The sequence below is a fragment of the Nocardia implantans genome (assembly GCF_035544775.1).
Lineage (GTDB): Bacteria > Actinomycetota > Actinomycetes > Mycobacteriales > Mycobacteriaceae > Nocardia > Nocardia implantans.
The window spans coordinates 175,016-201,028 of the sequence record NZ_JAYKYQ010000003.1 but is presented as its reverse complement, the minus strand read 5'-3'; the positions used below and the strand labels follow the sequence as shown (position 1 = coordinate 201,028).

Below are 26,013 nucleotides of genomic sequence, written 5' to 3'. Positions count from 1 at the left end.
GGACGACGGCGCGGATCTGTTCCACCCTCGCCCGAGCCGCCGACGAACGCGGCGAGGCGATCAGCGCTTCACCGGCAGCGATCGGGCGGACGGGTGCCCGTGGTCAACCCAGCGTTTTCAGCAGTTCGTCGGCCACACCCGCGGAAGAGGCCGGGTTCTGGCCGGTGATCAGCGTGCGGTCCACCACTACGTTGGGGGTCCACGGATCGGCCTCCCGGAAGTCGGCGCCGATCTCGACCAGCCGATCCTGCAACAACCACGGGGCCTTGTCCGCGAGACCCGCCTGGGTCTCTTCGGCATTGGTGAAGCCGGTCAGGGTATAGCTCCCGAACGGGTTCGCGCCGCCCTCCCCCTCGACGGCGAGCAGCGCCGCGGGCCCGTGGCACACCACCGCCAGCGGCTTGCCGGATGCCAGGATGGCGGCGAGCAGCCGACCGGAGTCGGCGTCGACCGCGAGATCTTCCATCGGTCCGTGCCCGCCGGGGTAGAACACCGCCGCGTAGTCGGCGAGATCCACCTTCGCCAGTTCGACGGGGTTGTTCAATTCGGTGCTCGTGGCGATCACCCGCGCTCGATGGTCGGCGGTCTCCTGGCCGTCGTTCACCTCGGGCGCGAGGCTGCCCTTGTCCACGCTCGGCACGACGCCGCCGGGCGTGGCCACCACGATCTGGTGTCCCGCCCCCTTCAGTTTCTCGAACGGCACCACGAATTCCTCGGCCCAGAAGCCGGTCGGGTGCTCGGTTCCGTCGGCCAGCGTCCAGTGGTCGGCTCCGGTCATCACGAAAAGGATCTTCGACATGGTTCTGTTCTCCGTCGTCGGGAACCCGCACGGCCACGTGCGGGCTTTCGAGTCGTGTCGCCCTGCTCCGAGGCGCGGGAGGAAGTCGACCGCGAGCGCCCGGATCGTCAGCTGCGACACTGTCGACGCTAGCCCTCCGCGACCACGGGGCTCCACTGCGAACGACCGGTTCCCGGCATCAGATCGTCGATGAATTCGCCTTCGGCCGACGCGGCTGCCGCACCACCTACATGGCTCGCTCGCCACCGAAGACATGGAGTTCGCGACGATTCCCGTTTCACTTTTGTCCCGGATCAGGGCGATGTGGCGTCGCCGGTCGGGCGCTCAGCGCCATCCTCCCGCCTGACCTGGGCTTGTTTCCGCGCCATACTGGACCGGTGACAGAGATGGGACAGTGCGCGCAGGACACTGCGCGCAAGATGCTCGGTGGTTGCCCGGATATCGGCAGCTTCCGATTCTGGTTCGCCGACCAACGCTGGGAATGGTCCGACGACGCCGCCGCGATCTACGGGTACGCACCAGGAGAGGCCGAGCCGTCCGCCGAACTGCTGCAGCGCCACCTGCACCCCGACGACCGCGAGCGGGTAGCCCAGGCGCTCGCCGACGCCGTCGAGACCGCATCGCCGTTCTGCACCCGCCACCGGATCATCGACACCGAGAACGAGACGCACGACGTCATCGTCATCGGCGACCAGCTGTTCGACGAGGATGGCGCCGTAGCGGGTTCCGCCGGTTACCTCATCGATGTCACCGAGACGCTCGAAGACAACCGGCAGGAAGCCCTGGACGATCTGCTACCGGACGTGATCGACGCCCGCGCGGTGATCGAACAGGCCAAGGGCGTGGTGATGTTCGTCTACGGCGTCAACGCCGATCAGGCGTTCCGGGTGCTGCGCTGGCGCTCGCAGGAAACCAACATCAAGATCCGCACGCTGTCCGAGCAGCTCGTCGCCGATGTCGTCGCGATGGGTGGCGCGCTCGTTCAGCAACGCACCCGCTTCGACCATCTCCTGCTGACCCTCCATCGCCGGGTGAAACGCGGGCAACCCGTCGTCGACTAGCTCCCGTCTGTCGCTTCCGAGTCCCGCCGCACCGGAATGTGGATCGGTCGCGGGAGAGGCCGGTTACCGGCTGAACCCCGCGTCGGCCGCGCCCGCGGTGAGCGCGTCGAGGCCGAACGCGTCGACCGGGCCGAGCGCACCGGTGGCCAGCAGGCCGCCGTCCAGCGCGGTCTGCGCGCCCCAGGTGAGGATCGCGGCGGTGAAGTCGTAGGGGTCGCCTCCGGTCAGCGTCACCGACGCCAGGACGCGCCCGGTGTCGTCGAATGCCTCGGCGACCGCCCACGAGCGGGTGCGCGCCCGCGACCGCGGCGTCGGGCCGCCGGTCGAGCCCTGCACGACGCGTTCGAGCAGGCCCTCGGCCAGCCGTTTCACCGGCTCGACTCGTGCTACGGCGCCGGTGAGCACCGAACCGGCCTGCAGGCCGCGAGCCGCCGCCGAGGGCAGGCCGAGGAAGACGTCGGCCTCCCGCAGCCGCGGGTGGGAACGGTTGAGGGCTAGGTGTTCCGAGGCCGGAATCGACACTCCGGTCCGCGGGCGGCCCGCGACGCGGAAGGTGCGAATCCGCGCGCCGGCCCGCTCGGGCACGACACGGCCACCGCGGAGGGCGAAACCAGGTTCGAACAGCATTCCGGCCATGGAGGCGCGGGTGCCGCCGCTGGTGCCCGGGCTGGCCATGAAGTAGCCGATGTCCGCACGAACGGCCTCCGGCGCTTCACGCAAGGCGAGCGCGGCGGCGAGATTGCCCGGCACGTAATCGAACCCGAACGCGGACAGCAGGCCCACTCCGGCTTCGCGCGCCTGCTCGTCGCGGTCGAACACACCGCGAATGAACGGGCCCTCGCCCGTGGAATCGAAGTAGTGCGCGCCCGCCGCCAAGGCCGCCGCCAGTGCGGGCCCGCCGTAACGCAGGAACGGGCCGACCGTCGTCACCAGCACGTCGCCCCTCCCCAGCAGTGCCCGTACCGATCCGGGGTCGGTCACGTCCGCCACCGCGGTCTGCGCGCCACCGAGGTCGGCGGCCAACTTCTCGACGGCGGTCGCGTCGCGGGCGGCCAGCACGGGCGCCGCGCCACGGGCGATGAGGGCTTCCGCGGTCAGGCGGCCGGTGTACCCGGTGGCGCCGAACAACACGATCTTCGGCATTGGCAGTCACCTACGTTTCTGTGCGACAGCTCCCGTCGCAGCGACGGATTTCCGGGTCCATCGTCGCAGAGTCACGAGTGACGCTGCGATACCGTCCCGGTTCGATGCGCCGCCGCCGGCGGCCGAGCCGAAGCGGTGACGTCGATCGCTCGACGCGCCGGGTGGGCACGGTCGGTGAGCCGGACCTTCGGCCAGAACGGCCAGCACCGCCGCAGTGTCGTGGTAGTAGGGCCGGAACTCGGTGATCAGGCCGTCCCGGAAGCTGATCCATTGCAGGAGCGAGGTTTCCAGTATCCGACCGGTGCGGCGCGCACGCAGACGACCCTTGCTGTAGACCACGACCCCGGACTCGTCGCTGAGATACGCCGCCTCCGCCGCGTAGAAGGCCCTCAGGGTGCTCATCACATCAGCTGTCATGCGCACGATCATCGCCACCGCCGCCCTGCCTCGCTGGCAGGAATCAGCCCTTGTGATCGACCGGGTGATTCGCTGCCGCGGCCTTCGGACGCTCGGCCGCGACGGGCCGATCCGCGCTCGAACGCCGTGCTGGGCGCGGGCAGGACGTGGCGGCGTGTCCGCGCCCGGAGTGGGGGTGACGCGCGCCGGACGGCGCTACGGTACGAGCACCGAAGATTCTCCGCGTTCCATTCGACCGACAGCACTCATTCGTGGAGGAACATTGCCGAGCTCGTTCACTCGCAGGGGATTTCTGACCAGTGCCGCCACTTCGGCCACGGCCGCGGCTGCCGTCTCGACCGTCGCCGCGCCGGGCAAGGCCCGAGCGGACACCGATCCGGACAAGCCGAACATCCTGGTCATCATCGTGGACGAGATGCGCACACCCGTGTGGTTTCCCGATCAGCAGACGCTGGACACCGTCCTGCCGAATATCGCACGGATCCGCCGGGGCAGTGTGTCGTTCGAGAATCACTACACCGCGGCCAACGATTGCACGCCTGCTCGCGGTTGCCTGCTGACCGGCCTCTACGCCCAGCAGACCGGGGTCATGGTCGTGTCGGAGTCGACGCTGTCGCCCCTGTTCCCGACCTGGGGCTCCATACTGCGCGACCACGGTTACGACACCACGTACTGGGGCAAATGGCATCTCGGCAGCTACCCGGACCGCACCCCGGGGGCGCTGGAGGCCTACGGTTTCCACGGCGGCACCTATCCCTCGCCGAACGGCGCGCCGGGTCAAGGGCTGCAGGCGGATCCGAAGATCGTCGACCAATTCGCCGACTGGTTCCACAACGATTCCGGCAGCGCGCCATGGTGCACGACGGTGTCGCTGGTCAACCCGCACGACATCCAGTGGTGGCCGCGCTGGACCCGGCGCGACCAGTTCAACGCCGACATCCCGCGCTGGATGAACGAACTGCCGCCCAACTTCGAGTCGCTCGAACAACTGTCGCGCAAACCCCGCCTGCAGATGGCGCTGGTCGAGGTCTCGGCGGTGGCGTTCGGGGCGGCGCCCTACGGAACGCCGGAGGCCGTGCAGTCCTGGATCGAGATGCGCAACCTGTATCTGTGGGCGCAGCAGCAGGTCGACATCCAGATCGGCCGCGTGCTCGACACCTTGCAGTCGCGTCCCGACGTGGCCGCCAACACGGTCGTCGTCTTCACCTCAGACCACGGCGATTACGCGGGCTCCCACGGTCTGCACGGCAAAGGCGGCGCCGCCTACGACGAGGCGCTGCGCGTCCCGCTCTACGTCCACGACCCGCGCGGCTACCTGAGCCCGGTGAACGGGACGAGCACCAGAGACCAGTTGACCTCCAGTGTCGATTTCACTCCCCTGCTGCTCACCATCGGCACCGGTGGCGACCAGTGGCGCGGCGACGGGCGCTACGAACATCTCAGCGGGCGTCTGGATATCGCCGCACTCTGCCGCAACCCGGCGGCCGCGGGCAGGCCGTGGGTCGCCCACACCACCGACGAGGCTTCGATCGAGGAAGCGGCGATGCTGTTCAACCAGGACGCCCCGGGCCACGTCGCGATGGTGCGCACCCCGGAGGCGAAGTTCGCCTCCTATTCCCATTGGGTGCACGGCCGCATCCAGATCGACCCTGCGGCCGGACAGGAATTCGAACTCTACGACTACAGCACCGACGGCGGCAGGCTCGAACTCGACAACCAGGCCGCGACGGGGAATCCGCTGCGCGGCGAGATGGAATCGCTGCTGGACAACGTCATCCGCACCGAGATCCAGCAGCCGTTGCCGCCGTATCTGCGGGCCGCCCAGGACGAAGGCATCGGCGACTACATCTCGGCGCAGACGAACGTGCTGGTCCAAGCCGAACGGATCGGCAACGCCCTGCTGGATGCCGTGCCGAGGCCCTCCTAGCTCCTACAGCAAGCCCCGCACCCGCAGGTCGGCGACGTATTTCTCGATGAGCTCCCGCGAGATCTGCGGAATATCATGATCGGCGCCGATTTTCGCGGCTCGGACGGCGGCCCGGAATTTCTCCGCGGGCAGAGCCGAGCCGCGAACGGCCGGGGCCGGTCGCCGATAGGCGTGCAGCAACGGCAGCACCGACGCCTGACGCTGTCCGTCCGGTAGCGCCCGCAGCGCGGTCTCGAATCGGGTGACCCACTCGTCGTAGTCGGCGATCCGCTCGATGCGATGGCCCGCGTCGATCAGCCAGTCGACGAACTCGTCGAGCGAGCGGCCGTCGTCGTGCGGGTTGAGCACGTCGTAACTGTGGAAACCCGTCCCGGTCGCCGCGCCGAGCGTGGTGATCGCCTCGGCGGTGAAATCGGCGGGCAGTCCGTCGTAGTGGGCACGCCCGCGGTTGCCGTCGGCGTCGGTGCGGTAGAAGGAGAACGGCGCGATCCCGGTCAGCAGCAGGCTCAGCAGCAACCGGGTGAAGATGTCCGGCACGTTGAGCTGACCGGCGTAGCGCCGGTCGGCGAGGATCATGTCCGAGCGGAACACCGCGACCGGCAGGCCGCACAGGTCGTTGGCCTCGCGCAGCAGCACCTCGCCCGCCCACTTGCTGTTGCCGTAGCCGTTGGCGTAGCTGTCGTCCACCGCGCGCACCGCGCTGATCTCGCGGATGTCGCCGTCCTCGGCGAAGACGGCCGGGTCGATCTGCGTGGCCACGGCGACGGTGGACAGATAGGTGAAGGGCTTGAGCCGCGTGGTCAGGGCCAGACGGATCAGCTCGGCGGTGCCGACCACGTTGGGGCCCCACAGCTGCCGGTACGGCAGCACGTGGTTGACCAGCGCGGCGGGATGCACGATCACGTCGACACGGTCGGCCAGACGCTGCCACGTCCGGTCGTCGAGGCCGAGGTTCGGCTCACCGATATCGCCGGGGATCACCTCCAGATGCGCGGCGGCCAGCTCCTGGAACTCCTGGAGCAGAGCGGGATCCCCGGAGTCGAAGGCGCCCTCGAGACGCTTGCGCGCTGCGGCCGCGTCCGAACCCCGGACCAGGCAGATCAGGGTGCCCGCGCTGTCGTGCATCCGCCGCAGCCACTCCAGGCACAGGAAACGGCCGAGGTAGCCGTTCGCGCCGGTCAGCAGCACCGTGCGCGCCGTCGCGGCGGGACGCGGCAGGGTCGGCGCCTCGGCGATCGTGGGGGCGTCGAGGAACTTGTCCAACGTCAGATCGGCGGCGCGGACCTGGGTTCCGGCGCCGTGCACCGCGGCGTACGTGGCGCCCCGCGTGCCGGAAGCGCGCTCGGCCTCGATGTATCCGGCCACCTCGCGCAGGCCGTTGGCCGGGCTGATCACCACCGACACCGGCACCTCGATCTCGAAGATCTCGTGCAGCAGGTTCGACAGCGACAGCGCCGAGAGCGAGTCACCGCCGAGATCGCCGAAGTGGGCGTCGGGACGCAGATCGGTGTCCGCGCAGCCGAGTACGGCCTTCGCCGCGCGGCTCACCGTCTCCAGCACGGGCAGATCGTCCGCGGTGCGGCGCAGGTCGAGCAGTTCGTTCGCCTGCCCGGCCGCCAGCTCGGCGTACAGTTCCTGCAAACGCGGCTCGTAGCGTTCTTTCAGCTTGGGGCGCAGCAGCTTTCCGATGCCGCTGAGCAACCCGTTGCCGGTGGTGAACGGCTCCGGCTCGATGAGGAATTCGCGCGGGATCTCGTAGGACTGCAGTTCGGCGTCCTTGGCGAGCTGTCGCAGCGACTCGCTCAGCGCGGTCTTCATCTTCTCGGGGTCACCCCAGGCCAGCACGTCCTCGGTGGGCACGATCACGGCGAGCAGGTAGGCGCGTTCGCTGCTGCCGTAGACGAAGATCTGCCGGATCAGCGGACTGGTCGCGTAGACCGACTCCAGGCGCGAAACCGCGACGAATTCGCCCTGGGACAGTTTCAGCACGTTGTTGCGCCGATCGACGTAGACCAGGCGATCCGGGGCGAGTTCGGCGACGATGTCACCGGTCTTGTAGAAGCCGTCGGAGTCGAAGACCTCGGCCGTGATCTCGGGCCGCTTGTAGTAGCCGGAGATCAAGGTGGTGCTCTTCAACAGCAGCTCGCCGCGCGGATGCGGTTTGTCGGTCCGGAAGTAGCCGAGCTCGGGGACGTCGACGAGCTTGTAGTCGAGCACCGGCGGCCGCTGCACCCGTTCGTCGATGACGACCACACCGCCCGCTTCGGTGGACCCGTAGCCGTCGTGCAGCTCCAGATCCAGCACCGACTCGATGAACGATTTCATCTCCGCCGACACCGGAGCGCTCCCGCAGATCGCGGTGACCAGGCGACCGCCCAGGAAATGTTCGCGCAGTTCGGTTTTCACCTGCGTTTCCAGCGCGGCCCGGTCCACGCCGGGCCCGTCGCGCCGGTCGACTTCGCTGCGGAAGCGCTGGAAGATCATGTCGCACACCCGCGGAACGAAGAACAGCTCGGTCGGGCGGGCCAGCGCGATGTCCTCGAACAGCGTCGACATGTCGCTCTCGGCCGCGAAGTAGGCGGTGCCGCCGCGCGCCAGCACGCCGGTCAGCGATCCGCGCCCGGCCACATGGCTCATCGGCATGTAATTGAAGTTGATCGCGGCGACCTCGGGCCGGTTCGCCCATCCCCTGGCGACCAGCCGCTGGCCGTACATCGCGCCTTTCGGCGTGCCGGTGCTTCCCGAGGTGTAGATCAGCAAAGCCAGCGGGTCCGTACCCGGCTCCGCGACGAACAGCGGCGCAGGGGGCAGCGACCGGCCGCGCGCCAGCACCTCGTCGAGCGATTCGACGCGCACCGGGCTGCCCGCCGCGGCCAGCCGCGCGCGAGCCGCGTCGAAGGCCGCGCGCTGGTCGTCGTCTCCGGGGTGGTAGTCGAAGACGACCAGCCGTTGCGGCCCGGAGTCCGACAGCGCGCACGTCACCGCGGCGTCGAGCAGCTCCGGCGTCGCCGCGAGCACCCGCGGCTCGGTCTCCGCCGCGATCGCGGCGAGCTGGGCGACCGGGGCGCTGGATTGCATGGGGACCGCGACCAGGCCGAGGTGGATGCAGGCCAGGTCGAGGGTGGTGTAGTCACTGCTGGTGAAGCCCAGGATGCCCACGAAGTCGCCGGCCCGCAGCGGTGTGCCGGCGTCACCGTGCCACGCGGCGGCCACCGCGCGCACGCGCTCCCACAGCTCGCCGTAGGTGATGGTGTCGAACCGCGGCAGCAGGGTCGCGGTGGTGCGGCCGGTCTCGTCGGTGCGCAGTTCGGTCGCGCGCCGGCCGAGGGCGGGCCGGTCGGCGTAGCCGACCATGACCGTCTCGACGATCTGGGCGAGTCCGGCTCCGGGCTCGCGAATCTTCGCGGCGACCTCCGCCCGCGGTATGGCGTTGCGGATGTCGTCGTTTTCGGCATACAGCCGGGAGATACGGCGCTTGAGCCGCTCCCCGCGTGTTTCGGGCGCCACGACGACCTCCTTTGGTCCTTGAACGCGCTTTCATGAACACGTTAGCTCGACTAAGTACTTCGGGCAGATGATAGCCGTCGCGCAGGTCTGTGATATTGGACACGATGCCAGGAATGTCTGAAAAGTACCCGGTACTCCGTTGTGCCGCACGCTCAGACTGGTGCTGCCGGTACCAGTGTCAACGGGCTCCTGTTACCGGTGCCCGGCGCACCCCATGCTCAGTGCATGACACAGACCATATCGCCGGGTGCGGCGGCGGCAACGACGCCCGCCGCGGCTGCGTCCGCACCGGCCGCGCTGGGAGCGCGCCGTTCGTTCGCCGTCCTCGCCGTCATCCTCACCGGCCAGTTCATGGCGGTGCTCGATTCCTCCATCGTCAACGTCGCCATTCCCTCCATCCGCGCTTCGCTGCACACCAGCGGCGCGGCACTGCAGCTCATCGTCGCCGGATACGTCATCGCCTACGCCGTCCTGCTGGTCACCGGCGCCCGGCTGGGTGACCGGTTCACCCAGCGCCGCGCGTTCATCGCCGGACTGGCGCTGTTCACCCTCGCCTCGCTGGCCTGCGGTCTGGCCTGGAACGAGACCTCGCTGATCGCCTTCCGGTTCGCCCAGGGCGTCGGCGCGGCGGCCATGGTGCCGCAGATCATGACGCTCATCCAGCGCACCTTCACCGGCGCCGCCCGCGCGCGGGCGCTGAGCGTGTACTCGGCCATCATCTCCGGCGGCATGGTCGCAGGCCAGGTCCTCGGCGGGCTGATCGTCAACGCCGACCTGTTCGGCAGCAGCTGGCGCGGCGTGTTCCTGGTGAACGTGCCGATCGGTGTCGCGCTGCTCGCGGCGGCGCCGCGCATCCTGCCTTCGGCGGCCCAGCGGCTCGAGCGCAAGCTCGACCTTCCGGGGCTGGCCGCGCTCACCGCGTCGGTGCTGCTGCTGGTGCTGCCGCTGGTGCTGGGGCGCGAGCTGGACTGGCCGTTGTGGTCCTGGATCGCCCTGGCCGCCAGTGTGCTGGGCTTCGCCTTGTTCGTCGCGATCGAACGAGTCGTCGCCAACCGCGGCGGTGAACCCCTGTTCGCGCGGCCGGTGCTGACCGCGCCCGGCTTGGTGCTCGCCGCGGTCGCGCTGTTCGTGATCATGGCGACCTTCGGCGGCTGGATGTTCGTCATGGCGATCCACCTGCAGAGCACGCTCGGCTACAGCGCCTTGCACGCGGGCCTGCTGTTCGTCCCGCTCGGCGTCACCTTCGCCGTCGCCAGCCTGAACTGGGAGCGCGTCCCGGCCCGGTTCCACCCGGCCATGATCCCGCTCGGCCTGGTACTCGGGGCGGTGAGCATGGTCGCCCTCGGCGCGCTGCTGCGCGACGGCGCCGAGGTGGGACCGCTCGCCCTGACCCTGCTCGGCCTGTGCGGCGCGGGCAACGGCATCGCCTTCAGTCCGCTCATGACCCGCACGCTGGCCAAGGTGCCGGTGAGCCTGGCGGCCGACGCGAGCGGCATTCTGGTGACCAACGTGCAACTCGGCATCGTGGTCGGAATCGCCGGTTTCGGATCGCTGTTCCTGGGTCTGGCGGGCAGCACGGTGAGCAGTGCGGCACACGCGCTCGGCGGCACGGCGGTCGCCGAAGGGGTCACGGTCCTGCTCGCGGCGGCTTTCGCGGCCCGCGCGGCGCGGTAGGCCCTGCCCTCGGTTCGACAACCTTCGAATCATCGCGACGCAAACCATCGCCATCGACCGCCCGCCGCGCGCATGCTCGCAACGGGTGCGCCGCGGGTGGCCCGAGCCGGATCGTGCCCGGCTCGGGCCACCGATCGTCGCGTCCTGGTTCGCGGGATGAAAGAAGGTGCGGGATGGGCGTTTTCGCGCTCGGTGTAGAACTGGACGGGGAGGGGTTCCGCCCCGAAGCGTGGCGGCGGGCGGCACACGCGCCGGACCGCCTGCTCAGCCCGCAGACCGTGCGCAGGCGGGTGGCCGCCGCGGAGAACGCCGGGTTCACCCTGGCCACGTTCGCCGACTCGATCCTGCCGGAGCGCGAGATTCCCGGCCGCATCGACGCGGTGACGCGAGCGGCCTTCGTCGCGGCGACGACCAGCACGATCGGCCTGGTTCCCACCGTGGCCACCACCTACGCCGAACCGTTCCACACGGCATCGCAGGTGGCGTCGCTGGACTACGCCTCGCGAGGGCGGGCCGGCTGGATCGCCGAACGCGCCGCCGATCCACGCGCCGCCGCCGCCTGGGGACGCCGGCCGGTGTCGGAAGACGCGGATCTGGCTCGCGAGCAACGCGATTCGATCGAGGTGGCCCGTCGCCTGTGGGACTCGTGGGAAGACGACGCGGTGATCCGCGACTACGCCGGCGGCCGCTTCCTGGACCGGAACAAGCTGCACTACATCGACTTCCAGGGCGAGACCTTCTCGGTGAAGGGACCCGCGATCGTGCCGCGGCCGCCCCAGGGTCAGCCCGTGGTGTTCGGCGCCGAAGGCGAGGTCGACGTCCGGCTCGTCGCCGCCGATTCCGTCGCGGCGGCCGTGGCGGGTGGCTCCGGCGGGGACGCCCTGGCCTTCGCCGAAGTCGAAGTGACCTTGGATATTCCGGGCACGCGCGCCGCGCAGCGATTCGGCGAATCCTCCGGTTCGCCGGGCCGCCTGGCGTTCTCCGGCTCGGCCGGGGAATTGACCGATCTGCTGACCGAACTCAGCGCGCACCTGGACGGAGTGCGGCTGCACCTCGCCGTGATCGACGAGGATCTGCCCGTGCTCGCGCGCGAGGTCGTCCCCGCGCTGTTGCGCACCGGCGTCGCGCACCGCCCGATTCCCGGTTCGACCCTGCGCGCCAACCTCGGCCTGCACCGACCCGCCAACCGCTACGCGGCCACCCGCTGATCGTCAGGAGATCGTTTCCGTGACCGACTTCCCGCGTCCCGACGCCAAGGTCCACTTCGGCGTCTTCTTCCAAGGCGTGAACCACACCACGATCTGGTCCGACCCCTCCAGCGGCTCGCAGATCGACTTCGAGACCTTCCGCCGGGTCGCGCAGACCGCCGAGCGCGGCCTGTTCGACGCGTTCTTCCTCGGCGAGGGCCTGCGCCTGCGCGAGCAGGACGGCGCCATCCTGGAACTGGACATCGCGGGCCGCCCCGACGCGATCACCCAGCTGGCCGCGCTGGCGGGCATCACCGACCGCATCGGCCTGGTGGCCACCCAGAACACCACCTACAACGAGCCAGCCGATCTGGCGCGCAAACTCGGCGGACTTGATCTGCTGTCCGGCGGCCGGGCCGGCTGGAACGCGGTCACCACGGACAACGCGTGGACCGGCGCGAACTTCCGGCGCGGCGGATTCCTCGACCACGCGCTGCGCTACGAGCGCGCCGCGGAGTTCGTCGCCGCGGTGCGCGCGATCTGGGACGCCTGGGACGACGGCGCGATCGCGACCTCGCAGCAGAGCCCGTCGTGGGCGCGCGCCGAGGCGATCCATCCGGTCGTGCGCACCGGCCCGCACTTCGACGTGACGATCACGCCCACGCTGCCCCGCAGCGCCCAAGGCCATCCGGTGATCTTCCAGGCGGGCGATTCACCGGCGGGCCGCGATTTCGCGGCGGCGCACGCCGATGTCATCTTCTCCAGGCACGGAACGCATTTCGACGACGCGCTGGCCTTCGCGAACGACATCCGCGCGCGCCTGCGTGCGGCGGGCCGCCCCGAGGACGACATCCGGATCCTGCCCGGCACGCAGATCATCCTCGCCGAGAAGGAATCCGAGGTCGAGGAAAAGGTGCGCTGGGTGAAGAACGGCCAATACACCGGCGCGACCGCGCTGTCGCTGGCCGGCCAGATCTGGGGCCGCGACCTGTCCGATCTCGACCCCGACGGCCCGCTGCCCGCCGACGACCCCGAGCCACGCCCGATCTCGGAGACCCGGGGCGCGCCGCGTTCCGGCCAGGACCCGGTCGCCATCGCCCGCGAATGGCGTGCCAGGGCCGAAGCGCAGAACCTCTCCCTGCGCGAAGTCGTCATCGCCTCCACCGAACGCTCCGGTTTCGCGGGCACCCCCGCCCAGGTCGCCGACGAATTGGCCCGCTGGGTCCGCCACGGCGCGACCGACGGCTTCAACATCTCCCCCTACCTGGTGCCGACCGGCCTCGACGAAATCGTGGACTGGCTCGTCCCCGAACTCCAAGAGCGCGGCGTCTACCGCACCGAATACACCGGAACCACCCTCCGCTCCCACCTCGGCCTCCGCGAGCCCCTCACCCGCCGCTCCTGACCGCGTCGCGAGTGGCACACCAGCGAGCGCTCTGCTCGCGTTTCGCCGCGGTGGTGTGCCACTCGTGGGGTCAGAGGACGGATTCGATGGCGGCGATCAGTTCCGGCGCGTCGGGGGTGGTGCGAGGGCGGAAGCGGCCCGCCACCTTGCCGTCGCGGTCGATGAGGAACTTCTCGAAGTTCCATTGGATGTCGCCCGCGTTGCCCTCGGCGTCGGGGGTGTCGGCCAGGCGCTGGTAGAGCGCGTGGCGCTGCTCGCCGTTGACGTCGGTCTTCTCCAGCAAGGGGAAGTCGACGCCGTAGGTGGTGGAACAGAACTGCTGGATCTCCTCCGCGGTGCCCGGCTCCTGGCCCATGAACTGGTTGCACGGCACGCCGACCACGCTGAAACCGCGCGGACCGAAGGACTCGTGCAGTTCGACCAAGCCGGAGTACTGCGGCGTCAGACCGCATTTCGACGCCACGTTGACCAGCAGGACGGCGCGGTCGCCGACCAACTCGGCCAAGGTCGTCGGTTCCCCGGACAAGGTGCGAAGCGGAACTTCTCGAAGGCTCATAGGTACCGCACGCTACCGGATCAGCGACATCTCGGACCGCCGCGGGCGCATCGGCTCACGCTCAGCGCAACCTGGTCCGGCGCATCAGCCGCAGCGACATCAAGGTCATCTTCAGCTGCTTGTCATAGGGCTGACCGGCGCGGGCGGCGAGCACCTGCTTCTTCAACACGCCGACGTTCACCGTGTCGGTGTACTTCAACAGGCCCTGGTCGCCGTGCCGGGTGCCGACGCCGGACTGCTTCACGCCACCCGACGGCGTGCCCTTGGCGGCGTAGGTCGCCACGAAACCGTCGTTGATGTTGATATTGCCCGCTTGCAACTGCGCGGCGATCCGCTCGCCGTGCGCCAGGTCCTTCGTCCACACGCTGGCGTTCAATCCGTAGTCGGTGGCGTTGGCCAGGCGCACCGCTTCCCGCTCGTCGTCGAAGGGGTACACGGTGACCACCGGGCCGAAGGTCTCCAGCGTCGCGTGGGTCATCTCGGGAGTCACCCCGGTCAGCACGGTGGCCTCGTAGAACGCAGGACCGACATCGGGGCGCGCTTGCCCGCCGACGTGCACGGTGGCGCCTTTGGCCCGCGCGTCCTCGACATGGGCGGCGACCCGCTCCAGGTGCTGCGGGGAGACCAGCGAACCGAATTCCGGCGTGTAGTCGTAGGTTCCGCCGATCTTTCCGTTCAATTCCGCCGCCGCGGCGACCAACCGGCGCAGGAACTCGTCGTGGACGGCGCGGTGCACGTAGATCCGCTCGATGTGCATGCACGCCTGCCCGGAGTTGGCGAACGCGGCGAACACCGCGCCGGGAATCACCTCGTCGAGGTTCGCGTCGGCGAGCACGATCATCGGGTTCTTGCCGCCCAGTTCCAAACTGCATCCGATGAGGTTGCGGCCGGCCTGCTCGCCGACGATACGGCCGGTGGCGGTGGACCCGGTGAACATGACGAAGTCGACGTTGTCGATCAGGGTCGGACCGATGTCGGGTCCTTCACCGCATACCACCTGGACCAAGCCGCGGGGCAGCCCGGCGCGGTGCAGCAGCTCGACGCCGAACAGCACGCACAGCGCGGTCTTGTTGTCCGGCTTGAGCACGACGCCGTTGCCCGCCATCAGCGCGGGCATGGCGTCGGACAGTGCGATGGCGAACGGGAAGTTCCACGGCGCGATCACCGCGACGAGCCCTTTGGGCCGGTGCTGCTCGATCGATGAGGTGATCAGCGGCATCGCGCCGCCGCGCCGCTTCGGGCGCAGCACCCGCCGCGCGGTCTTGAGGTAATGGCTGATCACCATGGGCACGTCGCACGATTCCTCGACGGCCATGCGCCGGGTCTTGCCGCACCCGATCTGGATGAGATCGGCGATGGTCTCCACTTCGCCGAGGATCAGCTCGTGCAGCCGTTCGAACACCCGCAGCCGTTGCCGCAGCGGCAGCGCGGCCCACTCCGCTTGGGCCGCGCGGGCGGCGGCGCACGCGGCGAGCACGTCTTGCGGGGAGGACTGCGGAAGCGCGCCGACGGGCGCGCCGGTGTAGACCTCGGTCATCTCGTACACAGCCGCGTCACCGTCGGCGGCGACCAGGCCGGTCAGCCGGGCGAGCAGTTCACCGGTGATCCTGGCGGGCAGGGCGCTCTCCGCCTTGCCTGTGTGTGTTGTGCTCATCGGATCTTCTCCATGACGTCGGGCATCGCCGCAGGTGCCGGGCCGGGCCGCGGGACTGAATTAGAACACGTTCCGGTTTTGCCTTCATCGTATTCGCCCCGGCTCGCCGTGCCTACGGACCGCCGGGACGAATTCCGCTCACTCGTCGGCGACGATCGACAACGCTCGGGTCGGGCAGTAGCGCACCGCGCGCTCCACCTCATCCCGCGCCTGCGGCTGCGCGGCGGCGTCCAGGATCTCGACCTTGCCGCGTTTGGGGACGTGGAACGCCTCCGGCGCCTCGTCCTGGCACACCGCATGGCCCTGACACAGATCCAGATCGGCCAGAACTCGCATCACGGCTCCTTATCGCTCGTTCGGTCCAACGCCGTCCGGCAGGGGCCGGATCGGCGCCTCGGGCTGCACCTCGACCAGCACCAAGTGCGAGCCGCGCGGCGTGGACACCACCGCGACCACCGCCGCGGCCAAGTCGCTCGCGCGCAACATGTACGGATGCCGGGCGAACCCCCACGCCTTCCAGTCCTCCAGCACCGGGCCGACGACTTCGGGCGTGGAGTCCATGCCCATGCCGGTCAAGGTGGGGCCGGGCCGGACCTGCGACAGGCGCACGCCGCTGCCCTCGAGTTCCATGCGCATCTGCGCGGCCATCGCTTCCAGCCCCGCCTTGGCGGCGCTGTAGGCGCCCGTGCGCGGACGCGGTTCGGAGGCACAGTCCGAACTGATCAGCACGACGTCGCCGCGCTGCCTGCGCAGCATGCCGGGCAGCACCCGGTGCACGAGACGCTGCGCGCCGACGAGATGAACCTGCACCTGGCGGGCGAATCGCTCCGGATCCATCGCGTGTGCCTGCCCGAACTCGATATCGCCCGCACTGGAGACCAGGATCTCGGTGGGACCGAGCGCGTCCTCGGCGGCGCGCACGAATTCCTCGACCGAGTCCGGCTCGGTGACATCGAGGCGGTGGGCGAACGCTTCGCCGCCGTCGGCCCGGATCTTGTCCGCCAGTTCGGCGCACTGCTCGACGCGGCGCGCGCCGAGCGCCACCGGATGGCCGAGTTCGGCCAGGGCGACGGCGGTGGCCGCGCCGATCCCGGAGGAGGCGCCGGAGACGAGCGCGGGCCTGCGCTCGGGATGGGGGGCGAATCTCGGCATTATCGGGTCTCCACGGTGATGGGTAGGTGTGCGAAGCCACGCACGTTGGACGAGTGCACGCGCGCGATCCCGGATTCCAGGACGTCGTAGGACCGCACTCGCGAGCTGAATTCGGTGAGTGCGACGGTCGCCTCCAGACGGGCCAGGTGCGCACCCAGGCAGAAATGCACGCCCGCACCGAAACTGGCCAACCCGGACTTGTCGGCACGATCGATGCGGAAGCTGTCGCCGTCGTCGAACACCGCCGGATCGCGGTTGGCCGAACCGATCAGCAACAGCACCTTCGCCCCCGCCGGAATCACGCCGCCGTGATACGCCAGGTCTTCGGTCGCGGTGCGGGCGATCATCTGGCTGGAGGTGTCGTAGCGCAAGGTCTCTTCCACCCAGTCGGTGACCAGGTCCCCGTCCGCGACGACCTTCGCGTACTCCGCCGGGTTGCGCGCACCCCAATACAGGGCATTGCCGAGCAATTTGGTGGTGGTCTCGTTGCCGGCCACGACCATCAGGAACAGGAAACCGATGATCTCCTCGTCGCTGAGCGTGTCACCGCCGATCTCGGCGTCGAGCAAGGCGGAGGTCAGATCCTGTTTCGGGGCGCGCCTGCGCTCGGCCACCATCTCGGTGTAGTAGCCGAGCAGTTCGATCGACGCCTCGACGGCGGCCATCGGGATGTCGAGCACTCCGTCCTCACGATGGACCACCAGATCGGCCAATCGGCGGATCTCCACCCGGTCCTCGGCCGGGACCCCCATCAACTCGGAGATCACGTCCATCGGCAACTTGCCCGCGACCTCGTCGATCCAGTCGAAGTCGGCGCCGGCCAACGCGGGTTCCAGATACGACAGCGTCAGCTCCCGGATCCGGTCTTCCATCTCCGCGACGCGTTTGGGCGTGAATCCCTTGAACACCAATCGCCGCATCCGCATGTGGCGCGGGTCGTCCATCGCCAGAAACGACATGGTTCTGTGCGCGTGCGGCCCCCACGCGGCCGGATCCAGTGACACTCCGTTGGCGCTCGACAGCCGCACGCTGTCGCGGAACGCCCCCACCACATCCGGATGCCGCGACAACGCCCAGAACCCCAGATCCGGGTTGTGATACAGCGGCGCTTCTTCCCGCAGCCGCCGATAGGTCGGATACGGATCCTCGTGGAAGGAGTAGTCGTAGGGATCGAACACCAGCGGCTCCACCGCGGCCGTCATCGCCCGCACTCCCGAACCGATAACACGTTCCGCCACGCGGCGCCGCCTGGCGACCCGAGCGAAGACAGATAGCTGGACATGTGTCTGGACACTACCACCGAATGCCGGATCGCCACAATCGCCCGACGGCAGTTCTACCTCTCCGACTCGGACCATCCTGACGGAGAGCGCCGACGCGAGCCGAGCCATCGCGCTCCGCATTCACGGCAAGGGTGGCAGAGTTAGAACCTGTTATTGCCACCGATCACTTCGCGAGACTATATTCCGTACACGTGTCCAGACAGTATCGGAGTCAGCCATGAGCAGCCTTCTGCCGCCCGACGGATCCCGCCTGCTGATCGGCGGCAAGCTGGTCGAGGGCGCCGACGGCGTCTTCGCGACGGTGAACCCGGCGACCGAGGAGGTCCTCGGCCTCGCCGCCGACGCGAACGCGGCCGATCTCGACGCGGCCGTCGACGCCGCGCGCACCGCGTTCGACGAGACGGACTGGTCGCGCGATCACGCCTTCCGCGCCCACTGCCTCGCGCAGTTGCGCACCGCGTTGGAAAACCACGTCGACGAACTGCGCGAGATCACGATCGCCGAGGTCGGCGCGCCGCGGATGCTCACGAGCGGCCCACAGCTGGAAGGCCCGGTCGCCGACCTCGGCTACGCGGCAGGGCTGCCCGAAACCTACGCCTGGGAAACCGATCTCGGCCTGGCCGAGCCGATGGGCATCAAAACCCGCCGGATACTGCGCAGGGAGCCGATCGGCGTGGTCGGGGCGATCACGCCCTGGAACTTCCCGCACCAGATTAACTTCGCCAAACTCGGCCCCGCCCTTGCCGCGGGGAACACCGTCGTGCTCAAACCCGCTCCCGACACCCCGTGGTGCGCGGCGGCGGTCGGTGCGATCATCGCCGAGGAGACCGACATCCCCGCCGGCGTGGTGAACATCGTGACCTCCGCCGACCATACGCTCGGCGCCCGGCTCACCGCCGACCCGCGCGTCGACATGATCAGCTTCACCGGGTCCACCGCCACCGGCCGCGCCGTCATGACCGGCGCCGCGGCGACGCTGAAGAAGGCGTTCCTCGAACTGGGTGGCAAATCGGCGTTCATCGTGCTCGACGACGCCGACATCGCGGCGGCCTGCTCGGTGGCGGCGTTCTCGGTGTGCGTGCACGCCGGACAGGGATGCGCGCTGTCCACCCGGCTGCTGGTGCCACGCGCCGCCTACGAGCAGGCGGTGCAGGCGGCGGCCGCCACGCTCGGCGGGATGAAGCCGGGCGACCCAGCCGACCCCCGCACGGTCTGCGGGCCACTGATCTCCGAACGTCAGCGCGCCAGAGTGGAACGCTATATCGACATCGCGCGCGCCGAAGGCGGGCGGATCGTGGTCGGCGGCGGCCGGCCGGCCCGCGAGCGCGGATTCTTCGTCCAGCCGACGTTGATCGCGGACGTGCCCAACAGCTCGACCGTCGCCCGCGAGGAGATCTTCGGTCCGGTGCTGGTGATCATCCCGCACGACGGCGACGAGGACGCCGTCCGCATCGCCAACGACTCCCCCTACGGCCTGTCCGGCTCGGTGTGGGGTAGCGACCCCGAGCGCATCCGGCGCGTCACCGAAGGCGTGCGCACCGGAACGCTGAGCGTCAACGGCGGCATCTGGTACTCCGCCGACGTCCCGTTCGGCGGTTACAAGCAATCCGGCCTCGGCCGTGAAATGGGCATCGCCGGTTTCGAGGAGTACCTCGAGACGAAAGTCATCGCCACCGCGGCCTGACCGCCGCGGGACAACACAGAGGAGCTGAACTCCATGGCCCGTTTCACGGGAAGATCCGCCATCGTCACCGGCGCCGCGCAGGGCATCGGCGCCGCCTACGCGCAGGCGCTGGCCGCCGAGGGCGCGAACGTCGTCGTCGCCGACAAGAACGCCGAAGGCGGCGCGGCGGTGGTCGAGAAGATCGTCGCCGACGGCGGCACCGCGGTGTTCGGGCAGGTCGACGTGTCCGATCCCGAATCCGCCTCCGCGCTGGCCGATTTCACCGTCGCCGAGTTCGGCGGCATCGACCACCTGGTCAACAATGCCGCCATCTACGGCGAGATGAAGATGAACCTGCTGCTGACCGTGCCGTGGGATTACTACAAGAAGTTCATGAGCGTGAACATGGACGGCGCGCTCGTCATGACCCGCGCGGTGTGGCCGCACATGTCCGAGCGCCGCAGCGGATCCATCGTCAACCAGTCCTCCACCGCCGCGTGGCTGTACTCCAGCTTCTACGGGCTGGCCAAAACCGGGATCAACGGCCTGACCCAGCAACTGGCCTTCGAACTCGGCGGGTCGAACATCCGGGTCAACGCCATCGCGCCGGGCCCGATCGACACCGACGCCACCAAGTCGGTCACCCCGGAGGTGATCGTCGACGACATCGTCAAACGCCTGCCGCTCAAGCGGATGGGCACCCCGCAGGACCTCGTCGGCGCCTGCCTGTATCTGCTGTCGGACGAGGCGAGCTGGGTCACCGGGCAGATCTTCAACGTCGACGGCGGACAGATCGTGCGATCATGAGCGCCCGCATCGGATTCCTCGGCCTCGGCAACATGGGCGCGCCGATGGCCGAGCGGCTGCTGGAATGGCCGGGCGGGCTGACGGTGTGCGATATGCGGCCCGAAGCGGTCGAGCCGTTCCTCGCCGCCGGAGCCGACGCCGTCTCCTCCGCCGCCGAACTGGCCAGGAAAGCCACCGTCATCTCGATCACCGTGGTGAACGACGCCCAGGTGCGCGAGGTGATCACCGGACCGGAGGGCCTGCTGCGGACCGCCGCGCCGGGCACCGTGGTCGCCGTGCACTCCACGATCAGCGACCGCACCGCCGAAGAACTGGGCGCGGTCTGCGGCGAGCGCGGCATCGAACTGGTGGACGCGCCGATCAGCGGCGGCGCCCCCGGCGCGACCCGCGGCGCGCTCGCGGTCATGGTCGGCGGAAGCGCGGCGGCGTTCGAGCAGGTGCGCGAACCGTTCGGCTGCTTCGCCGACCTGATCGTGCACGCGGGGCCGGTCGGCGCGGGCACCCGGATGAAGCTGGCGCGCAACCTGTTGCACTTCGTCTCCTTCACCGCGGCCACCGAGGCGCAGCGGCTGGCCGAGGCGGCCGGTCTCGACCTCACCGCGCTCGGCAAAGTGGTGCGGCACTCCGACGCGGTCACCGGAGGGCCCGGCGCCATCATGCTGCGCGACACCACCGCCCCGATCCAGGACGGCGACTTCTGGTTGCCGATCCTGCGGCACGTGCGCGACCTCGGGGAAAAGGATCTGGGTCTCGCCCTGGAGCTGGGCGAACGGCTCGGCGCCGCGCTGCCGCTGGCCGCACTCGCACTCGACCGGCTCGGCCCCGGACTCGGCGTCGGGCCGGGCACCCTCGCATCGGAAAGGCAATCCTCATGAGCGACAACGGTTCCGGCGACTCCGTGCGGCAGCGCGGACTGGCCAAGATGGCCGAGGTCTACGGCACGGAGTTCCAGGAGTATCCCGGCGCGCACTTCGCCGTCACCGCCGACCACCTCTTCGCCGACATCTGGTCGCGGCCGGGCCTCACCATCCGCGACCGCAGGCTGCTGCTGCTCGGCGCGCTGGCCGCGCAGGGCGCGATCGACACCGCGGGCATCCAGATCGGGGCCGCGCTGCGCAACGGCGAACTCACCGAAGACCAGCTGCACGAGATCGCGGTGTTCCTGTGTCACTACGTGGGATGGCCGAACGGCACCAAACTCGACATCCTGGTGGGCACGATCGTGGCGCAGCAGAAGAAGGCCGCCCGCGCGCAGTCCGCGCCCGCCGAACAGTGAAGGATCCGTTGATCATGTCCGACGCCACCACCATCCGCCCCCTGCGCGCGAGCCGAGTCGAGCACTGGGACCTGCGCGCCGACGTCGTCATCGCCGGATACGGCATCGCGGGCGTCAGCGCCGCCATCGAGGCCGCCCGCGCCGGCGCGGACGTGCTGGTCCTCGAGCGCACCGGCGGCTGGGGAGGCGCCGCCGCCCTGGCCGGCGGATTCATCTACCTAGGCGGCGGCACACCGCTGCAACAAGCGCTCGGTTTCGAGGACACCCCGGAGAACATGGAGACCTTCCTGCTCGCGGCGCTGGGTCCTGGCGTGGACAAGGCGAAGATCGCCGACTACTGCCGCGGCAGCGTCGAGCACTTCACCTGGCTGGTGTCCTGCGGCGTGCCGTTCCGCGAGGCGTTCTGGGGCGAACCGGGATGGGAGCCGCCGCACGACGAGGGGCTGATGTACTCCGGCGGCGAGAACGCCGCTCCCTTCAATACGATCGCGAGACCCGCTCCGCGCGGCCATGTTCCGCAGATGGCCGACAAGCGCACCGGGGAGAAGGGCGGCGGCTACATGCTCATGAAGCCGCTCGCCGACACCGCCGAAGCGCTCGGCGTCCGCGCGGAGTACGACATGCGGATCGCGCGGCTGATCGTCGACGACGACGATCGCGTGGTCGGCGTGCTCGCCCGTCGCTACGGAAAGCAGGTCGCCGTGCGCGCCGAACGCGGCGTCGTGCTGGCCACCGGCAGCTTCGCCTACCAGAAGGAGATGATCGAAGGCTACGCTCCGCGCCTGATCGGCAGGCCCGCCGCGGCGATCGAGGAGCACGACGGCATCGGCATCCGGCTGGCGCAGGCGCTCGGCGCGGAACTGGCGCACATGGACGCGACCGAGGTGGCCTTCTTCGGGGATCCGCAGTTGCTGGCGCGCGGCATCCTGGTCAACGGGCGCGGCCAGCGCTACATCCCGGAGGACACCTATCCCGGCCGGATCGGCCAGGCGACGCTGATCCAGCAGGACAACCAGGCCTACCTGGTGATCGACGAGGCGTCCTACGAGGAAGCGCTGACCACCGAGACCTCCACCCCGTTCTTCCGCCAGCCCCCGACCTGGGTGGCGGAGACGATCGCCGAGCTGGAAGCCGAGATGGGTCTGCCCGGCCAGGCGTTGCAGGCCACCGTGGACTGCTACAACCTGCACGCCGCCGACGGCGCGGATCCGCTGCTGGGCAAGAAGCCGGAGTGGGTGCGCCCGCTGCGCGGACCGGTGGCCGCGTTCGACATGCGCGGCTTCACGGCCGGTTTCACCCTCGGCGGCCTGCGCACCGACCTCGATTCCCGGGTGCTGCACGTCTCCGGGGAGCCGATCCAGGGGCTTTTCGCGGCGGGCCGCTGCACCTCGGGTCTGTGCGCGGGCGGTTACGTCAGCGGCGCGTCGCTGGGCGACGGCAGCTTCTACGGGCGCAGGGCCGGCATCGCGGCGGCCAAGAACTGAACCGTTCCAATCCGCCTAGTAGGATCCAGACACATGTCCGAACCCGATTCCGTCATCCTCGAGGCGACCCGCCGCAGGCTCTCCGGCAAACAGGCCGACACCGTCGACAAGCTGACCCGCGCGGCGGTGGAAGTGCTCGCGCGGGAAGGGTTCGCCGGCATGACCATCCGGATGGTCGCCGCGGCTGCCGGGGTCGGGACGGCCACGGCGTACACCTACTTCTCCTCCAAGGAGCATCTGGTCGCGGAGATCTTCTGGCGGCGGCTGGTCGCCTCGCCGTCGCCGGTCAGCGAGGATCCCGACCCGACCGTGCGGGTGGTCGCCGAACTGCGCAACATCGCGATGCTGGTGGCCGACGAACAGGAGCTGTCGGGCGCGGTCACCAGCGCGCTGCTCGGCCGCGACCCCGACGTGGAGCATCTGCGCGGGCGCATCGGCGCCGAGATCCGCAAGCGCATCATCCGCGCTCTGGATCCGGACCCGGATCCGGACGTGGTCGAGTCGCTGGAACTGCTCTACGCGGGCGCGCTGGTGCGCGCGGGCATGGGCTACGGGTCCTACTCCCAGATCGCCGACCGGATCGAGGCTTCCGCGCTGTTGATCCTGCGGTAGCGGGGACAATGCCGGACGAGTTCGAGCCGGTTACCCGAAACCGGGCCGCGAGGCGCGTCCTTGCTCGTATCTTTTCCGTAGTCGGTGCAGATCGGAGTGGGAAAAGTGCAACCTGGTGAGCTTTCCGCGGACTACGTCGTCGTCGGCTCGGGATCGGCGGGCGCGGTGGTGGCCAATCGGCTCAGCGCCGATCCGGGCACCACGGTGGCGCTGCTGGAAGCGGGCCCGCCGGACAAGAACAAGTTCGCGCACATACCCGCCGGGTTCGCGAAGCTGTTCCGCTCCGAGGTGGACTGGGACTACCTCACCCAGCCCCAGCCGGAGTTGAAGAACCGCGAGATCTACTGGCCGCGTGGCAAGATGTTCGGCGGTTCGTCGTCGATGAACGCCATGATGTGGGTGCGCGGCTTCCGCGCCGACTACGACGAATGGGCGCTGCTGGCGGGTGCGGAATGGGGCTTCGCCGCGGCGGTCGAGCAGTTCCGGCGCATCGAACGCGTGGAGAACGCCCAGTATCCCGACGAAGGCACCGAAGGTCCGCTGCACATCTCCCGTCAGCGCAGCCCGCGCGGCCTCACCGCCGCCTATCTGGCCGCGGTGCAGGAGGCGGGTTACCAGCTCGAGCCGCCCAACCGGCCGCAGCCGGACGGGTTCACCGAGACCATGGTCACCCAGCGCGCGGGTCGCCGCTGGAGCACCGCCGACGCCTATCTGCGGCCCGCGCTGCGTCGTCCGAATCTCACGGTGCGCAGCGAAGCGCTGGCCACCCGGGTGCTGTTCGACGGCACCCGCGCCATCGGAGTGGAATACCGTCACGGCGGCGCCACCCACACGGTGACCGCGCGGCGCGAGGTCGTGCTGTGCGGCGGCGCGATCAACAGCCCGCAACTGCTCATGCTCTCCGGCATCGGCGACCGGGACGAACTGGCCCGCCACGGCATCGAGGTGCGCCACCACGCACCGGAGGTGGGCGCGAACCTGCAGGACCATCTCGTCGCGGGCATCGGCTACGGCGTCGCGGGGGATTCGCTGTTCGGCGCGGAGAAGCCACGCCAACTGCTGGACTACCTGATCCGGCATCGCGGCATGCTCACCTCCAACGTCGGCGAGGCGTACGGATTCATCCGCAGCAGGGCGGATCTGGAGTTCCCCGACTTGGAGCTGATCTTCGCGCCCGCGCCGTTCTATTACGAAGGACTCCAGGACCCGACCGAACACGGCGTCATCCTGGCGACGGTGCTGCTGCGCCCACAGAGCCGCGGACGGATCGCTCTGTCCGGCGCGGACCCGTCCGCCAAGCCTCTGATCGATCCGCGCTATCTGTCCGACGCCGCGGGCGCGGACCGCGCCGCCATCATGGCCGGGCTGCGCGTGTGCGCCGCCATCGCCACCGAACCGTCGATGAAAGCGGTCCTCGGCCCGCTGATCTATCCGCCGCAGGCGCCTGCGGAACCGGAAGCCGTGCTCGAGCTGACGCTCAACTCCTACGCGCACACGCTCTACCACCCGGTCGGCACCTGCCGGATGGGCACCGACGCCGCCAGCGTCGTGACACCTCGACTGGAAGTGCGTGGCGTACAAGGACTCCGGGTGGCCGACGCCTCGGTGATGCCGCTCATCATCCGCGGGCACACGCACGCGCCTGCGGTGTTCATCGGCGAACAGGCGGCCAAGTTCATCCTCGCCGGGTAGTACGAATCCCGTCCCTTGCGCGGCGCGCCGAAATGCTCGCCCCACTGCGCCGACTCGCGTGCCGATACCGCCGGGCGAACCGTTCGAGCGTTCGCGCGGCGTCAGAGGCCGGTGTAGCGGCGGGTTCCGCGCCGCTCGACGCGGTCGACCCTGTCGCGGTCCACGCCGAGCACCGGCCGGGCAACCAAGGATGAACCGGTGCCGTCGCGTGCCGCCCCCGCCGCCGCGGCGAATCACCGTGCGGCGCCGGCAGGCGAGGCAAGGGGCGAGTCCGGCCGGGGCGACCAGGCGTGAACCAGGTCGGCGGCGCCGCCCACCGCGCCCGCTGCGGCGCCTCGTGCGGCCCGGGAGCGCACCTACGACGCGACGAACAGTCCCAGCGAGGCGGCGGCCAGCAGGAGATACGGCAGCGGATACCCGATATGCGTGTAGCGCCGCGCCCGCAGCACGGTCAGCACCGCGCCGACGAAGTAGAGAACCAGCCCGGCCGCCGCGGCCACGCCGATCGGCGGAATCGCCAGACCGGTCAGCAGGCCGGCCCCACCGATCGCCTTGACCACAGCCAACGGTGTCAGCCACGATTCCGGCACCCCGTAGGCGCGCATATTCGCCCGCACCCACTCGGCGCGAAGCACATCGATCCCCGCCGCGAGCAAGGCGGCCGCGGCGGCGAGCACCGTGGCGACGACATAGGCGATGTCCATGGCAATACCC

22 protein-coding genes are annotated in these 26,013 nt (G+C 69.6%); 12 read left to right on the top strand and 10 right to left on the bottom strand.

All coding sequences use genetic code 11. The features are described 5' to 3' along the window. Positions 1–103 precede the first annotated feature (103 nt). Complete coding sequence (locus tag U3653_RS08765) at positions 104–799, bottom strand: type 1 glutamine amidotransferase domain-containing protein (protein ID WP_195079118.1); 696 nt, start codon at positions 797–799, stop codon at positions 104–106. Between the two features lie 386 nt (positions 800–1,185). On the opposite strand from U3653_RS08765, the gene U3653_RS08760 reads away from it, so the two are divergent. Continuing rightward, positions 1,186–1,860: a PAS and ANTAR domain-containing protein gene (locus U3653_RS08760; RefSeq protein ID WP_195079429.1), complete on the top strand. Its 675-nt coding sequence runs from the start codon at positions 1,186–1,188 to the stop codon at positions 1,858–1,860. Between the two features lie 63 nt (positions 1,861–1,923). On the opposite strand, the gene U3653_RS08755 is transcribed toward U3653_RS08760, so the two are convergent. Next, positions 1,924–3,003 (bottom strand): saccharopine dehydrogenase family protein, encoded by a 1,080-nt coding sequence (locus tag U3653_RS08755; RefSeq protein WP_195079117.1) that lies wholly within the window; start codon positions 3,001–3,003, stop codon positions 1,924–1,926. A 6-nt stretch (positions 3,004–3,009) separates the two neighbouring features. Beyond that, positions 3,010–3,438 carry a nuclear transport factor 2-like protein gene (locus U3653_RS08750; protein ID WP_195079473.1) on the bottom strand — a complete coding sequence of 143 codons (429 nt, stop codon included), beginning with the start codon at positions 3,436–3,438 and terminating at the stop codon, positions 3,010–3,012. Positions 3,439–3,682: 244 nt separating this feature from the next. Here U3653_RS08750 and U3653_RS08745 point away from each other — a divergent pair, with 244 nt between their 5' ends. Then, complete coding sequence (locus U3653_RS08745) at positions 3,683–5,347, top strand: sulfatase-like hydrolase/transferase (protein WP_323124084.1); 1,665 nt, start codon at positions 3,683–3,685, stop codon at positions 5,345–5,347. Between the two features lie 3 nt (positions 5,348–5,350). Here the strand turns inward: U3653_RS08745 and car are convergent, their stop codons facing one another. Then, positions 5,351–8,854: a carboxylic acid reductase gene (gene car, locus U3653_RS08740; protein ID WP_195079115.1), complete on the bottom strand. Its 3,504-nt coding sequence runs from the start codon at positions 8,852–8,854 to the stop codon at positions 5,351–5,353. A 225-nt stretch (positions 8,855–9,079) separates the two neighbouring features. On the opposite strand from car, the gene U3653_RS08735 reads away from it, so the two are divergent. The 3 genes from U3653_RS08735 to U3653_RS08725 all read left to right on the top strand — a co-directional run bounded on the left by U3653_RS08735 (position 9,080) and on the right by U3653_RS08725 (position 13,120). Beyond that, positions 9,080–10,528, top strand: coding sequence for an MFS transporter (locus U3653_RS08735; protein WP_195079114.1), 1,449 nt, complete (start codon positions 9,080–9,082; stop codon positions 10,526–10,528). Positions 10,529–10,701: 173 nt separating this feature from the next. Then, entirely contained in the window at positions 10,702–11,736 is a 1,035-nt protein-coding gene (locus tag U3653_RS08730) for an LLM class flavin-dependent oxidoreductase (RefSeq protein ID WP_195079113.1), read from the top strand. Between the two features lie 19 nt (positions 11,737–11,755). Continuing rightward, positions 11,756–13,120 (top strand): NtaA/DmoA family FMN-dependent monooxygenase, encoded by a 1,365-nt coding sequence (locus tag U3653_RS08725; protein WP_195079112.1) that lies wholly within the window; start codon positions 11,756–11,758, stop codon positions 13,118–13,120. Between the two features lie 70 nt (positions 13,121–13,190). On the opposite strand, the gene U3653_RS08720 is transcribed toward U3653_RS08725, so the two are convergent. The 5 genes from U3653_RS08720 to U3653_RS08700 form a co-directional block, all read right to left on the bottom strand. Further along, positions 13,191–13,676 carry a glutathione peroxidase gene (locus U3653_RS08720; protein ID WP_195079111.1) on the bottom strand — a complete coding sequence of 162 codons (486 nt, stop codon included), beginning with the start codon at positions 13,674–13,676 and terminating at the stop codon, positions 13,191–13,193. A gap of 61 nt (positions 13,677–13,737) precedes the next feature. Further along, positions 13,738–15,330, bottom strand: a complete 1,593-nt coding sequence (locus U3653_RS08715) for a succinic semialdehyde dehydrogenase (protein ID WP_195079110.1) — start codon at positions 15,328–15,330, stop codon at positions 13,738–13,740. Between the two features lie 138 nt (positions 15,331–15,468). Next, positions 15,469–15,666 (bottom strand): ferredoxin, encoded by a 198-nt coding sequence (locus U3653_RS08710; protein WP_195079109.1) that lies wholly within the window; start codon positions 15,664–15,666, stop codon positions 15,469–15,471. Positions 15,667–15,675: 9 nt separating this feature from the next. Further along, positions 15,676–16,482: an SDR family oxidoreductase gene (locus U3653_RS08705; protein WP_195079108.1), complete on the bottom strand. Its 807-nt coding sequence runs from the start codon at positions 16,480–16,482 to the stop codon at positions 15,676–15,678. Further along, the gene (locus U3653_RS08700) at positions 16,482–17,684 is read right to left on the bottom strand and encodes a cytochrome P450 (protein ID WP_195079428.1); all 1,203 of its coding nucleotides are present in this window, start codon (positions 17,682–17,684) and stop codon (positions 16,482–16,484) included. The genes U3653_RS08705 and U3653_RS08700 overlap by 1 nt, the downstream gene beginning before the upstream one ends. Before the next feature lie 298 nt (positions 17,685–17,982). Here U3653_RS08700 and U3653_RS08695 point away from each other — a divergent pair, with 298 nt between their 5' ends. From U3653_RS08695 to U3653_RS08665, 7 genes are all read left to right on the top strand, one after another. Next, complete coding sequence (locus tag U3653_RS08695) at positions 17,983–19,449, top strand: aldehyde dehydrogenase (RefSeq protein ID WP_195079107.1); 1,467 nt, start codon at positions 17,983–17,985, stop codon at positions 19,447–19,449. 33 nt (positions 19,450–19,482) lie between these two features. Further along, positions 19,483–20,235 carry an SDR family oxidoreductase gene (locus tag U3653_RS08690; RefSeq protein WP_195079106.1) on the top strand — a complete coding sequence of 251 codons (753 nt, stop codon included), beginning with the start codon at positions 19,483–19,485 and terminating at the stop codon, positions 20,233–20,235. Continuing rightward, complete coding sequence (locus U3653_RS08685; protein WP_195079105.1) at positions 20,232–21,110, top strand: NAD(P)-dependent oxidoreductase; 879 nt, start codon at positions 20,232–20,234, stop codon at positions 21,108–21,110. The genes U3653_RS08690 and U3653_RS08685 overlap by 4 nt, the downstream gene beginning before the upstream one ends. Continuing rightward, positions 21,107–21,511 carry a carboxymuconolactone decarboxylase family protein gene (locus U3653_RS08680; protein ID WP_067799296.1) on the top strand — a complete coding sequence of 135 codons (405 nt, stop codon included), beginning with the start codon at positions 21,107–21,109 and terminating at the stop codon, positions 21,509–21,511. The genes U3653_RS08685 and U3653_RS08680 overlap by 4 nt, the downstream gene beginning before the upstream one ends. A gap of 14 nt (positions 21,512–21,525) precedes the next feature. Further along, on the top strand, positions 21,526–22,995 hold the full coding sequence (locus tag U3653_RS08675; RefSeq protein WP_195079104.1) for an FAD-dependent oxidoreductase: 1,470 nt from the start codon (positions 21,526–21,528) through the stop codon (positions 22,993–22,995). A 33-nt stretch (positions 22,996–23,028) separates the two neighbouring features. After that, complete coding sequence (locus tag U3653_RS08670; protein ID WP_195079103.1) at positions 23,029–23,607, top strand: TetR/AcrR family transcriptional regulator; 579 nt, start codon at positions 23,029–23,031, stop codon at positions 23,605–23,607. Positions 23,608–23,712: 105 nt separating this feature from the next. Continuing rightward, positions 23,713–25,299, top strand: coding sequence for a GMC family oxidoreductase (locus tag U3653_RS08665; protein WP_195079102.1), 1,587 nt, complete (start codon positions 23,713–23,715; stop codon positions 25,297–25,299). Between the two features lie 356 nt (positions 25,300–25,655). Here U3653_RS08665 and U3653_RS08660 read toward each other — a convergent pair whose 3' ends face one another. Continuing rightward, complete coding sequence (locus tag U3653_RS08660; protein WP_195079101.1) at positions 25,656–26,003, bottom strand: DoxX family protein; 348 nt, start codon at positions 26,001–26,003, stop codon at positions 25,656–25,658. Between the last annotated feature and the right edge of the window lie 10 nt (positions 26,004–26,013).

Excerpts from the sequence above, each read along its gene's own strand:
- U3653_RS08765 (WP_195079118.1), bottom strand. The coding sequence starts at position 799 with ATGTCGAAGATCCTTTTCGTGATGACCGGAGCCGACCACTGGACGCTG.
- U3653_RS08760 (WP_195079429.1), top strand. The coding sequence starts at position 1,186 with ATGGGACAGTGCGCGCAGGACACTGCGCGCAAGATGCTCGGTGGTTGC.
- U3653_RS08755 (WP_195079117.1), bottom strand. The coding sequence starts at position 3,003 with ATGCCGAAGATCGTGTTGTTCGGCGCCACCGGGTACACCGGCCGCCTG.
- U3653_RS08735 (WP_195079114.1), top strand. The coding sequence starts at position 9,080 with ATGACACAGACCATATCGCCGGGTGCGGCGGCGGCAACGACGCCCGCC.
- U3653_RS08730 (WP_195079113.1), top strand. The coding sequence starts at position 10,702 with ATGGGCGTTTTCGCGCTCGGTGTAGAACTGGACGGGGAGGGGTTCCGC.
- U3653_RS08720 (WP_195079111.1), bottom strand. The coding sequence starts at position 13,676 with ATGAGCCTTCGAGAAGTTCCGCTTCGCACCTTGTCCGGGGAACCGACG.
- U3653_RS08715 (WP_195079110.1), bottom strand. The coding sequence starts at position 15,330 with ATGAGCACAACACACACAGGCAAGGCGGAGAGCGCCCTGCCCGCCAGG.
- U3653_RS08710 (WP_195079109.1), bottom strand. The coding sequence starts at position 15,666 with ATGCGAGTTCTGGCCGATCTGGATCTGTGTCAGGGCCATGCGGTGTGC.
- U3653_RS08705 (WP_195079108.1), bottom strand. The coding sequence starts at position 16,482 with ATGCCGAGATTCGCCCCCCATCCCGAGCGCAGGCCCGCGCTCGTCTCC.
- U3653_RS08700 (WP_195079428.1), bottom strand. The coding sequence starts at position 17,684 with ATGACGGCCGCGGTGGAGCCGCTGGTGTTCGATCCCTACGACTACTCC.
- U3653_RS08695 (WP_195079107.1), top strand. The coding sequence starts at position 17,983 with ATGAGCAGCCTTCTGCCGCCCGACGGATCCCGCCTGCTGATCGGCGGC.
- U3653_RS08690 (WP_195079106.1), top strand. The coding sequence starts at position 19,483 with ATGGCCCGTTTCACGGGAAGATCCGCCATCGTCACCGGCGCCGCGCAG.
- U3653_RS08685 (WP_195079105.1), top strand. The coding sequence starts at position 20,232 with ATGAGCGCCCGCATCGGATTCCTCGGCCTCGGCAACATGGGCGCGCCG.
- U3653_RS08680 (WP_067799296.1), top strand. The coding sequence starts at position 21,107 with ATGAGCGACAACGGTTCCGGCGACTCCGTGCGGCAGCGCGGACTGGCC.
- U3653_RS08675 (WP_195079104.1), top strand. The coding sequence starts at position 21,526 with ATGTCCGACGCCACCACCATCCGCCCCCTGCGCGCGAGCCGAGTCGAG.
- U3653_RS08670 (WP_195079103.1), top strand. The coding sequence starts at position 23,029 with ATGTCCGAACCCGATTCCGTCATCCTCGAGGCGACCCGCCGCAGGCTC.
- U3653_RS08660 (WP_195079101.1), bottom strand. The coding sequence starts at position 26,003 with ATGGACATCGCCTATGTCGTCGCCACGGTGCTCGCCGCCGCGGCCGCC.